At 69.8% G+C, this 13426-nt stretch carries 9 protein-coding genes; 5 read left to right on the forward strand and 4 right to left on the reverse strand.

Annotation, left to right across the window (positions count from 1 at the left end; all coding sequences use genetic code 11):
- From AB0B91_RS41645 to AB0B91_RS41660, 4 genes are read left to right on the forward strand one after another with little or no spacing between them, the layout of a single operon-like run.
- Window positions 1-3273 (forward strand): TIM-barrel domain-containing protein, encoded by a 3273-nt coding sequence (locus AB0B91_RS41645; protein ID WP_358332420.1) that lies wholly within the window; start codon window positions 1-3, stop codon window positions 3271-3273.
- A complete protein-coding gene (locus AB0B91_RS41650) occupies window positions 3270-6098 on the forward strand; it encodes a TIM-barrel domain-containing protein (protein ID WP_358332423.1) in 2829 nt (942 codons plus the stop codon). Before AB0B91_RS41645 ends, AB0B91_RS41650 begins: the two co-directional genes overlap by 4 nt.
- 49 nt (window positions 6099-6147) lie before the next feature.
- Window positions 6148-7575: a serine/threonine-protein kinase gene (locus AB0B91_RS41655; RefSeq protein ID WP_358332426.1), complete on the forward strand. Its 1428-nt coding sequence runs from the start codon at window positions 6148-6150 to the stop codon at window positions 7573-7575.
- 55 nt (window positions 7576-7630) lie between these two features.
- Window positions 7631-8578, forward strand: coding sequence for a hypothetical protein (locus tag AB0B91_RS41660; protein WP_358332429.1), 948 nt, complete (start codon window positions 7631-7633; stop codon window positions 8576-8578).
- Window positions 8579-8672: 94 nt separating this feature from the next.
- Here the strand turns inward: AB0B91_RS41660 and AB0B91_RS41665 are convergent, their stop codons facing one another.
- Entirely contained in the window at window positions 8673-9035 is a 363-nt protein-coding gene (locus tag AB0B91_RS41665) for a DUF5130 family protein (protein WP_358332432.1), read from the reverse strand.
- A 5-nt stretch (window positions 9036-9040) separates the two neighbouring features.
- Window positions 9041-9331: a hypothetical protein gene (locus tag AB0B91_RS41670; protein ID WP_358332435.1), complete on the reverse strand. Its 291-nt coding sequence runs from the start codon at window positions 9329-9331 to the stop codon at window positions 9041-9043.
- Between the two features lie 90 nt (window positions 9332-9421).
- Here AB0B91_RS41670 and AB0B91_RS41675 point away from each other — a divergent pair, with 90 nt between their 5' ends.
- Entirely contained in the window at window positions 9422-11167 is a 1746-nt protein-coding gene (locus tag AB0B91_RS41675; RefSeq protein ID WP_358332438.1) for a serine/threonine-protein kinase, read from the forward strand.
- Between the two features lie 8 nt (window positions 11168-11175).
- Here AB0B91_RS41675 and AB0B91_RS41680 read toward each other — a convergent pair whose 3' ends face one another.
- Both AB0B91_RS41680 and AB0B91_RS41685 read right to left on the reverse strand, forming a co-directional pair.
- On the reverse strand, window positions 11176-11871 hold the full coding sequence (locus tag AB0B91_RS41680; protein WP_358332441.1) for a winged helix-turn-helix domain-containing protein: 696 nt from the start codon (window positions 11869-11871) through the stop codon (window positions 11176-11178).
- Window positions 11872-11925: 54 nt separating this feature from the next.
- Window positions 11926-13332, reverse strand: a complete 1407-nt coding sequence (locus tag AB0B91_RS41685) for an amidase (protein ID WP_358332444.1) — start codon at window positions 13330-13332, stop codon at window positions 11926-11928.
- Window positions 13333-13426: the final 94 nt, after the last annotated feature.

The following is a 13426-nucleotide window of genomic DNA, read 5'->3' on the forward strand; positions in this document are numbered from 1 at the left end:
GTGATCCGGTTACGGTCGGGCGTCATCGTCGCGGTGATCGCCCTGCTGGCCTCCCTCGTGACCGTCCCCGCGTACGCGCTCGACGGCATCTTCCACAACCCGACCGGAATCGACGACCTCTACTCCAGCGAGCCGACGGAACGCGCGCCCCGCGACCCGATGGCCGGGGACGCGGTCCAGATCAACGCCACCACCTGGCCCATCGAGACCGGCCAGACCGTCTGGGTGACGTGGACCAAGAACGGAACCGCCCAGACCCCGATCGGCGCCGCCTGGGATCACAACAGCGGTAACAACAGCTACTGGAAGATCAACCTGGGCTCCTTCGCCCGAGGCGACAAGATCTCCTACACGGTCAACGCGGACGTGAACGGGGGCGGGCAGAAGAGCACCGGCCCGTTCGCGTTCACCGTCACCTCGTGGAGCACGGTGACGAACGTAACCGGCTACACGAACAACAGCACGTCAGTAGATGTCACGACCGGTGACAGCGCGGGGAGCTTCACGCCGAAGATCCGCTTCGCCTTCCCAGCACTCGACCGCTTCCGCACGCAGATCGCCCCCAGCGGGCAGGGTCTGAATATTTCCGGTGTGACCGGCTACACGGTGACGGACTCCGCGAGCACCTTGACCATCTCCACCGCGTCCCTGGTGCTGAAGATCCAGAAGTCGCCCTACCGGCTGTCGGTCTACAAGGGCGACGGGACGACGCTGATCACCCGGCAGTACGACCCGGCCACCTTCAGGAACATCGGCTGGGCCAGCGACGGCGCCACCACGGTCACCAAGATCGAGGACCACTTCATGTCGCCGTCGGGCGAGCGGTTCGAGGGCTTCGGCGAGCGCTACGACCGCCTCGACCAGCGCGGCACCGACGTGCACAACTACGTCTACAACCAGTACCGCGACCAGGGCAGCACCCGGCGCACCTACCTGAGCGTGCCGTTCTTCCTGAATTCGGCCGGCTACGGGATCTACCTCCCCAGCACTCGCTACGCGATCTTCAACCTCAACACCCACCTCAGCGACCTGGCGGGGTTCACCGTCGACACGGGCGGCGCGCTCGACTCGACGCTGGACTACCACTTCTTCGCCGGCACGCCCGCGGAGATCGTGGACGACTACACCGCGGTCAGCGGCCGGCCGGAGCTGCCGCCCAAGTGGGCGTTCGGCGTGTGGATGTCGGCCAACGAGTGGAACACCCAGGCCGAGGTGGAGAGCGAGCTGGACAAGGTCGGCACGAACAGGATCCCGCACACCGCGATGGTGCTGGAGCAGTGGAGCGACGAGGCCACGTTCTACCTGTGGCACGGCGCCACGTACACGCCCTCCACCGGCGGCGGGAAACTCGCCTACAGCGACCTGACGTTCCCGGCGGGCGGTGAGTGGCAGGACCCGAGGGCCATGGTCGCCAACGCCCACGGCAAGGGGATCAAGATGATCCTCTGGCAGATCCCGGTGTTCAAGGAGAACTTCGACACCAATCCCCCGACCGCGCCGCAGCAGCATCTCAACGACAAGACCTACGCCCAGGCGCAGGGATATATCGCGAAAAATCCGTCCAACGCGCCGTATCGGATTCCGACCGGGCAGTGGTTCGGCGACAGCATGGTCCCCGACTTCACCAGCGCGGCGGCGACGAGCTGGTGGCTGAGCAAGCGCGACTATCTGATGAACGACGTCGGCATCGACGGCTTCAAGACCGATGGCAGCGAGGCGATCTTCGGCCGGGGCGTCACGTTCGCCGACGGCCGCAAGGGCGACGCGATGCACAACGCCTATCCGAACAGCTACACCAAGGCGTACCGCGACTACGTCAAGGCCGAGAACGCGGACAACGTGATCTTCAGCAGGGCGGCCACGTCCGGCGGCCAGCAGAACTCGATCTTCTGGGCCGGTGACCAGAACTCCAGCTTCTCGGCCTTCCAGGAGGCGGTCAGGGCCCAGCTCAGCGCCGGGCAGTCCGGGGTGCCGTACACGGCCTGGGACCTGGCGGGCTTCACCGGTGACTTCCCCAGCGCCGAGCTCTACCTGCGGGCGGCGGCGCAGGCGACGTTCTCGCCGGTCATGCAGTACCACTCCGAGAAGTCGAACCCGGGCACGTCCGAGGCCCGCACGCCGTGGAACGTGCAGGCGCGCAGCGGCGACACGACGGTCGTGCCGACCTTCCGGAAGTTCGCCGACGTCCGGATGAACCTGATCCCCTACCTGTACACCGAGGCCAAGGCCAGTTCGACCACCGGTGCGCCGATGATGCGGGCGATGAGCTTCGCCTTCCCCGGCGACGCGACGGCCGCGGCGCAGGACCAGCAGTATCTGTTCGGCTCCCAGTTGCTCGTCGCGCCGGTCACCACGCAGGGCGCGACGTCGAGGAACGTCTACCTGCCCGCCGGCGAGTGGTACGACCTGTGGAACGGCGGCCGCTTCACCGGCCCCGGCACCAAGTCCTATGCCACGGCGCTCGACACGATCCCGGTCTACGCCAAGCCGGGCGCGATCATCCCGCTCAACCTCAACACGGACTACGAGCTCGGCGGCGAGATCGGCAACAGCGTCACCAGCTATCCGAACCTGGTCTTCCGGATCTACCCGTCGGGCAGCTCCTCGTACTCCTACTTCGAGGACTCGGCGAACGCGAACCGGACCATCAGCTCGGCCGAGAACTGGGGCGGCCACCAGGTGACCGTGACCGTGCCCGCCCTCACCACGACCGGCACGCTGCAGGTGGCGAGCACGAAGCCCACCTCGGTGACCGGCGCGACCGCGCGCGCCACGCTGGCGGCGCTCCAGGCGGCGGCCGAGGGCTGGTGGTGGGACCCGGTGCGGCAACTCACCTACGTCAAGCTGGCCGCCAGCACGTCGGGCAGGACCGTCACGCTCAACGGCGTGGACAAGGCGGCGTACGAGGCGGAGTTCGGCACGGGCACGGGCACGACGACCAACACCGACCACGCCGGGTTCACCGGCACCGGGTTCGCGGACGGCTTCGCGAGCTCGGGCGACGCGGTGAGCTTCCAGGTCAAGGCGGACGCGGCGGGCAACCACCAGCTCAAGTTCCGCTACTCGACCACGGTGGCGAGCACCAGGACCGTCTACGTGGACGGAGTCTCGGCAGGCACGCTCACGCTCCCCGCCCAGGCGAACTGGGACACCTGGGCCACCGCCACACTCACCACGACCCTCACCGCGGGCGCGCACACCGTCAAGATCGCCTTTGACGCGGCCAACACCGGCGGCATCAACCTCGACAACCTGGTGGTGGGAAGGCCATGAAACGTGCGTTGGTCATGCTCGCGGTCCTGCTCGGCACCTTCCTCGTCGCGGGCGAGGCTCAGGCGGCCGTCCAGCGGGTGCAGTTCACCAGCGGATCGACCTACCTGATCGTCGAGTTCCTCGACGACGACCTCGTCCACTTCGAGCTGGCAGCGGGGACCAGCCCCGGCACCGGATCGGCGCTGTTCACCACACCACAGGTGGCGAAGAAGGACTACACCGGACCGTCCACCTTCAGTCAGAACGGCAACACGCTGACCACGGCCTCGATGAAGGTCGAGGTCACGGCCGGCACGCTGTGCGTACGGGTCTCGGACCCGGCCAGGCTGCTGTACGAGGCGTGCCCGCGCAACCTGACCCAGGCGTGGAAGGGCCTGACGATCACCAAGGGCTCGATCCAGAACGCGTACGGGCTGGGCGAGCAGTTCTTCATGGGCGGCAGCTCCGACGGCGACTGGGTCGGGCGTAGCCGTACCCCCGGAGGCACGTACGGCAACGCGATGGCCTACGACACCGACAACGGGCCGGTGGGCAACGCGCAGATCCCCGTGCTGTTCGGGGTCGGCGCGTCGAACCTGAACTACGGGCTGCTGCTCGACCAGGTCTACAAGCAGGAGTGGAACCTGACCGGCGACCCGTGGACCGTCGACACCTGGGGCGACCAGCTCAGGTGGTACACGATGACCGGACCGGACCTGCCCGACCTGCGCAAGGACTACATGGAGCTGACCGGCCGGCCGCCGGTGCCGCCGAAGAAGGCGTTCGGCATGTGGGTGTCGGAGTTCGGCTACGACAACTGGGCCGAGATCGACAACCGGCTGAACGGGTTACGGGCCGCGAAGTTCCCCGTGGACGGGTTCGTGCTGGACCTGCCCTGGTTCGGTGGAGTGACGGCAGGGTCCGACAACACCCGCATGGGCACGCTTTCCTGGGACACGACCAACTTCCCCAACCCGACGACCACTATTTCCGACTATCAGGCGACCAAGGGCATCGGCCTGATGACCATCGAGGAGTCGTACGTCGGCAAGAACCTCGCCGAGCACGCCGACCTCGCCACCCGCGGCTACCTCGTCAGGGCCGGCTGCGCGACCTGCTCGCCCGTCTACCTCACCACCAACGACTGGTGGGGACGCGGCGGCATGATCGACTGGACGCAGGACGCCGCGGCCGACTACTGGCAGACGACCAAGCGCCAGCCGCTCATCGACCAGGGCATCATGGGCCACTGGCTGGACCTCGGCGAGCCGGAGATGTACGACGCGTCCGACTGGACGTCCGGCGTCCTGCCCGGCAAGCACGCCCACGCCGACTACCACAACGTCTACAACCTCAAGTGGGCCGAGAGCATCGCCAGGGGCTACGCCTCCAGCACCAAGCGGCCGTTCGTCCTGGCCCGCTCGGGCGCGGCCGGGATGCAGCGGTACGGCGTGGCCATGTGGTCGGCCGACATCGGCTCCAAGCTGACCGCGCTCGCCCAGCAGCAGAACGCGCAGCTGCACATGTCGATGTCGGGCATCGACTACTACGGCTCCGACATCGGCGGTTTCCGCCGCGAGATGCTCGACTCCGACCTGAACGAGCTCTACACGCAGTGGTTCGCCGACGGCGCCTGGTTCGAGGTGCCGATCAGGCCGCACACCGAGAACCTGTGCAACTGCGCGCAGACCTCTCCGGACTCGATCGGCCACACGGCCAGCAACCTGGCCAACCTCCGGCAACGCTACGAGCTCGCGCCGTACTACTACTCCCTGGCCCACCGGGCCTACCTGTACGGCGAGCCGGTGGTGCCGCCGCTGGTGTACCAGTACCAGAACGACGCGAACGTCCGCGAGATGGGACATGAGAAGCTCATCGGCCGCGACCTGCTCGTAGGCGTCGTCGCGGGCGCGAACGAGCGCAAGCGGGACGTGTACCTGCCCGCGGGCTCCTGGTTCGACTACGCCACGGGCGAGAAGCTCACCAGCACCGGCCAATGGTTCACCGACCGGCCGCTCTGGGTCGGCGGCGCGTTCCGGCTGCCGGCGTTCGCCAGGGCGGGGGCGATCATCCCGAAAATGTACGTGGACGACAAGACCATGAACGTGGTGGGCAAACGGACCGACGCCACCACCAGGAACGAGCTGGTGGCCCGGGTCTACGCCGACGCGACGGCCTCGAACTTCACCCTGTACGAGGACGACGGGGCCACGACCGGCTACCAGAGCGGGGCCGTACGGACGACACAGCTGAGCCAGCAGCTCAGCGGCGGCACGGCGACCGTCACGGTGGCCGCGTCCAGCGGCACCTACACCGGCGCGCCCGCGAGCCGGACGAACGTGGTCGAGCTGGTCGCGGGCACGCAGGCGTCCGCCGTCACGCTCAACGGCACCGCGCTCACCCAGCACGCCACCAAGGCGGCCTTCGACGCCGCCACCAGCGGTTGGTACAACGCGGGCGGCAACCTGATCGTCGCCAAGTCGGCGAGCACGGGCGTCACGACGGCCAAGACGTTCGCGTTCACGATCGGGCAGGCGCCGGCGTCGATGACGTTCAGGTGCGACAACGGCACGACCACCGCGGGCCAGTCCGTCTACGCCGTGGGCAGCGTCCCGCAGCTCGGCGACTGGTCGGTGGCGAGCGCGGTCAAGCTGTCGCCGACCGCGTACCCGACCTGGACCGGAACGATCGCCAAGCTGCCGCCGAACACCTCCGTCGAGTGGAAGTGCGTCAAGCGCCAGGAGGCGAACTTCCCCGACACCGCCGATCAGTGGCAGCCCGGCGCCAACAGCACCTTCACCAGCCCCGCCACGGGAACGGGAGGCACTACCACAGGGGCCTTCTGACCGCCGGATCCGGCGCGTCCATCGAGGTCGCGATGTTAGCCTCGAAGACGTGCTCGGATCCGGGACCACACTCAACGACCGCTACACGCTGGTCAGCCGCGTGGGCGGCGGGGGCATGGGCGAGGTCTGGCGGGCCTCCGACACGGTGCTCGGCCGGACCGTGGCGGTCAAGGTGCTGATTCCCGCGCTGACCGAGGATCCGAAATTCGCCCAGCGCTTCCAGAACGAGGCCAGGGCGATGGCCACGCTGCACCATCCCGGCGTGGTCGACGTCTACGACTACGGCACCTGCGAGGTCGACGGGCGCCGGGTGAGCTTCCTGGTGATGCAGTTCGTCGAGGGCGAGTCGCTCGACCGCGTGCTGCGCCGCGAGGCGCTCGACCCGGCGACCACCATGCGGCTGATCGCCGAGGTCGGCGACGCGCTGGCCGCCGCCCACGCGCAGGGCATCGTGCACCGCGACGTCAAACCGGCCAACCTGATGATCCGCCTCGACGGCAGCGTTGCGCTCACCGACTTCGGCATCGCCCACTCGGTCTCCGCGGTCCAGCTGACGGCCACGGGCGCCATGCTCTGCTCGGCCGGCTACTGCGCCCCCGAGATGGCCACGGCCAGCGACGTCACCCCGGCCGTCGACGTCTACGCGCTCGGTGTGGTCGCCTACCAGTGCCTGACCGGGCACCTGCCGTTCGATGGCGACACCCCGGTCCAGATCATCTACAAGCACCTGCACGCCCCCGTCCCGGACCTGCCCGCCGACGTGCCGCCGGGGCCGCGCCAGGTCGTGACGAGGGCGCTGGAGAAGACGCCGGACCGGCGCTGGCCGTCGGCCGCGGTGATGGCAGAGGCGGCGCGGAAGTCCTTCGACGCGCCTGACTCACTGGGCTCGCCGTCCTCACTGGTCTCGCCGTCCTCACTGGGTTCGCTGTCCTCGCTGTCCTCGCTGTCCTCGGCGTCCTCAGCGGACTCACCGGACGTGCCGCCCGCGCCAGACTTGCCGGACTCGCCGGACTCGCCGGACTCGCCGGATTTACTGGATCTGCCGCCCACGCCACGCAGCCGCCGCGCGCTGACCGCCGCGCTGGCCGTGGCCGTCGCGGTCCTGGTGACCCTGGCAGTCGCCGGGTCGGTGTGGATCCGCAGCGACCAGGCGGCCGAGCAGAGCGGCAGTGTCCTGGCCCCCGTCACGCCCGCCTCGAGCACCCACCCGGCCTCCGCCACACCGAGCAAGAAGCCGCTGGTGCCTCCGTCGAAGCACTCCCCCACCACCCGGCCGATCATCTCCCAGACGCCGACCGCCACCGCGACGTCCACCCCCCGCCCGACCGTGACCAAACCGACGACCACCCCGACCCCCGACGACCCCGAGCCGACCGACAAGCCCACCACGCCCGAGCCGACGGAGCCCACGATCGAGCCGCCGGTCAGCGAGCCGCCGAGCGACATCCAGTGCATCAAGGCGCCCTGCCCGAGCTAGCCTCCTGGCCGCCGTGTCCGGACCGGCGGTCATCGGGCCATGAGAAGGTAATCGGGTGGATACGACTCGCGATCTGCTCGTAGCGCTGGCCCGTCGCTACGCCTTCGCCGACCTCGGGGCGCTGTGCCCGTCCGAGGAGATCGCCGGCGTGTGCGAGTTCGGTCAGCGGCTGCTCTCACTGGACGCGGAGGACTTCGCGGCCGAGGCGAAGACCGTGCCCGCGGAGCTGCGGCGGCGGGCACGGGCCTGCCACATGCCGCAGACCGCGCGTGAGCAGCCACGCGGCGCCCTGGAGTCGCTGCGGCCCGCCTACGGGCTACTGCTGGAGGTCATCGCCATCCGCTGGCACCGCCGCGAGCTGAGCCCGATGATCGCCGCCGTCCACATCGCCAGCGAATACCTGCCGCTGCTGGCCTACGAACCCCACCTCGGCCACGCGGGCGACCCCGCGCGCTGGCCCGCGGGGCTGAGCGCGCCGGGCAGCAGGTTCGGCGTGATCGGCGACCGCGAGTGCGACCACACCAAGTCCGAGCAGTCGGCCACCAACCGGACCCTGCGGGTGGCGAGCGAACCTCCCGAGGGCTGGCGCGCGTACTTCGACCGGCAGCACAGCCAGGTGGCGGGCGCGCTGGCCGTCTGCATCGCGACCTGCCGCAACCCGTGCACGGCGATGGACTGGATCGAGCCGGAGGAGCGCGCCGACCTGCATGTGCGGGCCCGCACCGCGCTGGCGTTCGCGGAGACCCCGCTCGTACGCCTGCGGCACGCGGCGCCCGTCGGCCACGGCTTCGGCGTGCCCTCGCCGGAAGAGGTGCTCGACGCCTGGGAGCGCAGCCGGTCCGTGCTCGACAAGAACGAGATCGGCTCGGCCGCGCTGAAGGACGACGGGTTTCCGCTGCCCGGCCTGCCCGCGCTGTTCTCGGCCGTCGCCCGTGCCCCGATCGCGCCCGCCACGCTGCTGGCCGGCGTCAGCGAGCACGTCGCCGGCCTGCTGCTCCGCTGACACCCTGGAAGCCTCCAGGCTGACCGCGCCGCCTGCCTCGCTTAGAAAGGCGGGGTGGGCGTCGCCTACCGCGGGGGCGCAGGCGACGCCCGCTCTATCGCCGGGCGGTGGCCTGCTCGCCCAGCGTGCCGATGCCGTACAACAGCCCGCCCACCAGGTCGCCGACGCTGAACGCGGTGGCCATGGACATCGCGGTCATCCGGCACGCGCTGTCGGGCAGCCTGCGCCGGGCGCTCTCGCCGGTCACGATCTCCAGCGCCCGTCCGGCGACGTCCACGAAGATCACCACCGCCTTGTCGGCCTCGTCGCCGAGCGCGGCGTGCAGCCGCTCGGCGAAGTGCCGCCGGCCGCCGACCGGGGCGCCGAGGAAGGCGCCGAAACGCAGGCCGCTGCGCCGCTCCGCGAGGTGGAGCGCCTGCCTGATGTCGTCGGCCTGCGCCGAGGTCAGTCCACGCATCGCCATCACCACCCCGCCGAGGCGCCGCCGACGCGGCTGCCGGGCTCGGCCGTCGCCGCCATCGCGACCCAGTCGGACTCGGGCACCGGCGCCCACCGCGCGACCTGGTCGGCCAGAACCAGGCCCGACGTGCTCACACCGTGCTCGCTGCCGGACGGACCGCCCAGCCACACCGGGCCCGTCTCCGTCCTGCGCGTCGAACCCCGCCCGGGCACCATGACCACCAGGCTGATCAGCACGAACAGACCGAGCGAAACCCCCAAGAGAAAAGCCAGAATCTCCAGCGCGCTGTCCACACCACGAACGTAATCCCGGTTCGGCTGTCCGGCCAGACCCGGTCGTGAGAGAGTCTGACTCAAGATCCCCCAGACGAGGTCAACTTAACTGTGGATGCGATCGGAAGGTATCCCGTCGAGCGCGTTCTCGGCTCGGGCGCGTTCGCGTCTGTGTGGCTCGGCCGTGACGACCGGCTCGACTCCTATGTGGCGATCAAGGTGCTGGCCGACAACTGGTCCGCCGAACCGGCCGTGCGCGAGCGGTTCGTCAAGGAGGCCCGGCTGCTGCGCCAGGCCGACTCGCCGCGCATCGTCCAGGTCTACGACATCGGCGAACTCCCGGACAGCCGCCCATACTTCGTCATGACTTATGCCGACATGGGGTCTTTGGCGGGGCGCGTCCTCGACGGCCCGCTGCCGGTCCCCGAGGCGCTCCGCATCCTCGGCGAGATCGCCGAGGGCGTGGCGGTGCTGCACCGGCTCGGCATCGTGCACCGCGACCTCAAGCCGTCGAACGTACTGTTCCGCTCGCTTCCGGGCGGTGGCGAGCGCCTCATGGTGGCCGACCTCGGCGTCGCCCGGTCGCTGGCCGACGCCACCAGCCACACCATCGCGGCGGGCTCGCCCGGCTACATGGCGCCGGAACAGATGCGCCTCGACGGCGCACCGGACGAGCGGGCCGACGTGCACGGGCTGGGCGCCATGGCCTACCACCTGCTCACCGGCCAACTGCCCGCCTCAGGTCCGGTACGCCTGGCACCGCACCGGCTGCGGCCGGAGGTGCCGGTACGGGTGGGGGCGGCCGTCATGAAGGCCATCGACCCGGACCCGGACCACCGCTGGCAAAGCATCGCCACCTTCGCCACCGCCCTTCTGCCCCCTGCCGACGGGCTCCCGGAGCCGAATCCCGAGCGGCGACTGATGGCGGCAGACATCGGCCCCGAGGCCACGGTCCACAGAAGCGACCGCGCCGGTGCAAGCATGGTGGCGGGCGATGACGCGAGTGCCGACGCAGGCGAAGAGAACGTCGCAGGTGCGGAAGTTGGCGCCGACGCAGGCGTTGGCCTTGGCTCGCAAGCTGGCCCAGGCGCGGGCGCAGGCCCCGACGAGGGCGCGGAAGTGGACGCGGGTACGGATCCGGGCGCGGGGCGGGGCAAGGGGGTGGTGGCCGGGGTGGGAGCTGTGGGTCTTGCCCTGGCTCTGGTCGTCGCGGTGCTCACGCTGCGCCCCGTCGACCAGCCGACCACGGCGCTCGGCTCGCCGTCCGGATCTCCAGGCTCGTCCGAGTCAGCGGGACCGACCGGATCCGCAGGACCAACCGGATCCGCAGGACCAACCGGATCCGCAGGACCAACCGCGACGGGGCGGCCGACCGGAAAAGGGGGTCTGCGGGTGGGTATGGGGCTGCGGGACGATGCGGGCATCCCCCAGAAGTACCGGAGCCTGATCATCCAGGCGGGCACCTGGTGCGACGACGTCGAGGGGCTGTCGCCGGCGCTGGTCGCCGGTGTGCTCAAGATGGCCAGCGACTTCGACCCCGACCTGAGCGACCCCACCGCCGACGAGTACGGCATCGCCAGGTGGACCCCCAGAGTCCTCCAGTACTGGCAGCCCAACGGCAGCGACGACCCGGTGCCCAAGCCGCCCTTCTCCCCCGAGCTGTCCATTCCCGCCATGGGCCGCTTCTTCTGCGGGCTCGGCCCCCAGGTCGCCACTGTGCCGGCGGATCCGGCCGCCAAGCTGGCCGCTCTCTACGTCTCCGGTGTGGTGCCGGTGCGGCGGGATCAGGGCGTACCGGCCAAGTGGAAGACCCACGTGCAGCAAGTCCTGAAATATCGGGACCAGTATCAGTCCTAATGGACCTGTCACGGCAGCAGTCGCAGGTCCGCGTCCGTGACCAGGTCGAACCGGAGGGCCAGGTTGATCAGCGCGGCCCGCTGCCAGTCGGCCTTGCCGCCCTCGTCCGGCCGCTTGACCCTGAGCTTGGTCCCGGCCAGGTAGTCGATGTGGAAGTTCACGCCGCTCCTGGTCAGTTCGTGTCCCGCCAGCCGCTCGATCAGCTGCGGCACCGTCGGGACGACCGTGCTCGACGGGTCGTGCAGCCGTGCCTCGCAGAGCGCGACCAGGATGAGGAAGTACTTGGCCGTCCGGTCGAGCGGGAAGACGCCCCTCGTCGTGGCGCCCGTGCCGGGGACCGCCGCCGACGTGCCGTACACGTGCTCGGGCGCGAACACCAGGAAGCCGGTCGTGCCGTGCTCGGCCGGCAGGATCACCCGCGAGAACTCGAACGGCACCGGCATCCCCATCCGCAACGGCGGCACCTTGACGAACTCGCCGCCGCCCTCCGGGTTCTCCACCACATAGGTACGTTCGGCGCTGAGGTTGCTGATGAGCCAGTAGTCCTCGACCGCCTGGATCCGCCCCGCCAGCCGCGACACGGCCCGGTCGGCCACCACGATGTCGACCGGGACATCGTCGGCGCCGCGACCGAACGTGGCAGTCTCGCCTGGCTTGAGGTCGGCCGCCACGGCCGTGTCGGTCTGGATGAGTACGGTACGCATGCGGATGGTTGTACGCCTTTGCCCGGCAACCCACCAGCTATAAGGTTCCAGGGGCTACCAGACGGGCGGTCGCCGGTCGCCCCAGAAGCCGCCTCTGGCCGACTCGACCTGGGCCGACAGCGAGATCAGCGTGCCTTCGCCGCCCAGGCGGCCCGCCAGCATGACGCCGATCGGCAGCCCGTCGGCGGTCCAGTGCAGGGGCAGGTTCACGGCGGGCTGGCCGGTGACGTTGTAGATCGCGGGGAAGGCGGCGAACCGCTTCATCCGCTCGAACGTCTCCTCGACGTCGTCCACGTCCTCGAACCAGCCCACCGGCCGCGGCGGCTGGGTGACGGTCGGAGTGAGCACCGCGTCATAAGCGTTGGTCACCGCGAGCGCCGCCCTGGTGGCCAGCTGCAGGGCGGCCTGGGCCTGCAGGAACGCCGGGGCGGAGGTGGCGAAGCCGTGCTCGCGCAGTCGCCTGGTGAGCGGCCGGAGCAGTTCGACCTGGTCGTCGGCCACGGGGTGCATGCACGCGAAGGCGTGCCACATGATGGTGAACACCGGCACGGTCTCAGCCCCGAACGGCGGGTCGATCTCGACGACCTCATGGCCGAGCGCGGCCAGCGTCGCGGCGGCGGCCTCGTAGGCGGCGAGCACCTCCGGAGCGACGTCGGCCCCGGGCACGACCGGCTGGGCGTAGCGGGCGATGCGCAGCCGTCCGGGCTCGCGCGTGGCGCACTCCAGGAACGTGCCGTCGTGCGGCGGCGCGAGGTACAGGTCGCCGGGGCTGTTGTGCGCCATCACGTCGAGCAGCGCCGCGGCGTCGGCGACATTGCGGGCGAGGGGGCCGTTCGTCGACAGGCCCGCGAGGTCGGGGATGATCGGCGCGAAGCTGATCCGGCCGCGGGTCGGCTTGATGCCGAACAGCCCGCACACCGACGCCGGGATACGGATCGAACCGGCTCCGTCGCTGCCCTGCGCGGCCGGCGCCAGCCCGGCGGCCACGGCCGCGGCGGCGCCGCCGCTCGACCCGCCCGCCGAGGTGTTCAGATCCCATGGCGAGCGGGCGGGCGGCGAGAGGTAGGTCTCCGTGTAGCAGGGCAGTCCGAACTCCGGCGTCGCGGTCTTCCCCAGCATCACCGTGCCCGCGTCACGCAGGCGCTCGACCACCGTGTCGTCCACGGGTGCGACGAATCCCTGGTATGTCGAGGACCCGAACATGATCGGGACGTCCTTCACCAGGTTAAGATCCTTTACAGGGATCGGCACTCCGGCGAGCGGTCCGTCTGGCAGCTCCTTCGTCAGACGACGCGCCTGTTCGAGTGCTCTCTCTGCGGTCACGGTCACATACGCGCCCACTCGCGGATCGATACGCTCGATCCGATCGAGGTAGTGCTGAGTGAGTTCGACCGGCGAAATCTCCTGGTCACGGATGGCTTGCGCCTGCTCGAGCGCCGACAGCTCGTGAAGTTCTCGCACGCTACCGCACACTAGGCTTCTCTAGAGAAGAACGTAATAGATACCCGGAAAACGGGCGTAGAACACGGTGAGCTGGGCCATAAAACTATGGACA

This window comes from Nonomuraea sp. NPDC049141 (genome assembly GCF_040648415.1).
Lineage (GTDB): Bacteria > Actinomycetota > Actinomycetes > Streptosporangiales > Streptosporangiaceae > Nonomuraea.